This window comes from Corynebacterium sp. HMSC074H12 (assembly GCF_001813755.1).
GTDB lineage: Bacteria > Actinomycetota > Actinomycetes > Mycobacteriales > Mycobacteriaceae > Corynebacterium > Corynebacterium hiratae.
Genome location: NZ_KV813885.1, coordinates 1 through 928, shown reverse-complemented (window position 1 = coordinate 928; position 928 = coordinate 1). Strand labels below are relative to the sequence as shown.

Genomic DNA, 928 nt, shown 5'->3' with positions numbered 1-928 from the left:
CCTTACGCAGGATGTCGCGTTCTTCGCGCAGCTTTGCGTTTTCTTTTTCTAGCTGGCGGATCCGTTCAGAATCGGTTGTCGCCTGGGCGTTGTCACGCAGGGTCTTCGTGCGGGCACGCTTGCCGGTGCCGTACTGCTTAAGCCAGGAATAAAGTGAGGAACGATTGACTCCAAGCTCTGCTGAAGCCGCGTGAAGTGAGAGGTCCTCATTGTTTTCGTAGAGGGCCACAGCATCACGTTTGAACTGTTCGGAGTACCTAGGCATGGTGGTAGATTACCTTTCTTCCCAACCCAACTGGGCTGGATATCAGGTGTCTACCAAACAGGGGTCAGGTCCAACTGAGCGACGAATCCGTCCACCGAATCTCGTAGCCCGGGGTAGACCCGCAAAAAGCAACGCCGAACGCTAATTCAACCATTTTGATTAGTGTAGCTGAAATACGTTCCTCGAAAGTATCAGCGCGAGGAGAAAGCACCGAAAGTGACGAAAAGATAGTGCCAAAGCGTTATGGACCTAGATGTGGTACTCAAGGAGATTTGAGGTCGCTCCCCCAGTGTCGTTGGGGGCGGACCTTGAAAACGAAGAAAGAGACCGTTGAAGCGGTAGTAATGCTTCAACGGTCTCTCTTTGTTGTGTATTGAGTTATGGTTTGTTGTTTGGTGTCGGCGGTTTCTTACTCTCCCACAACCTCCCGGTTGCAGTACCATCAGCGTTAGCAGGCTTAGCTTCCGGGTTCGGAATGGGACCGGGCGTTTCCCTGCTGCTATAGGCCACCGACAAACACACGGAGCAAATTCTGGTTGCTGGTGTTGTGTCAGATACTGTGTAGTGGACGCAAGCGACAGTGTGATTAATTAACTGTTATGTTTGTTGTTTACACACCCGAAAGGTGGGTGTGTGTGTTTGTTTTGGTCTATTAGTACCAGT

Annotated in this window: 1 protein-coding gene and 1 rRNA gene; both read right to left on the bottom strand. The window is 51.0% G+C overall.

Annotated features, from left to right (window positions below):
• Positions 1-265 (bottom strand): IS3 family transposase (locus HMPREF2932_RS02810; protein ID WP_071409564.1); only part of this gene is annotated, 265 nt, incomplete at its 3' end.
• 396 nt (positions 266-661) lie between these two features.
• Positions 662-779, bottom strand: a 5S ribosomal RNA gene (gene rrf / locus HMPREF2932_RS02805).
• Between the last annotated feature and the right edge of the window lie 149 nt (positions 780-928).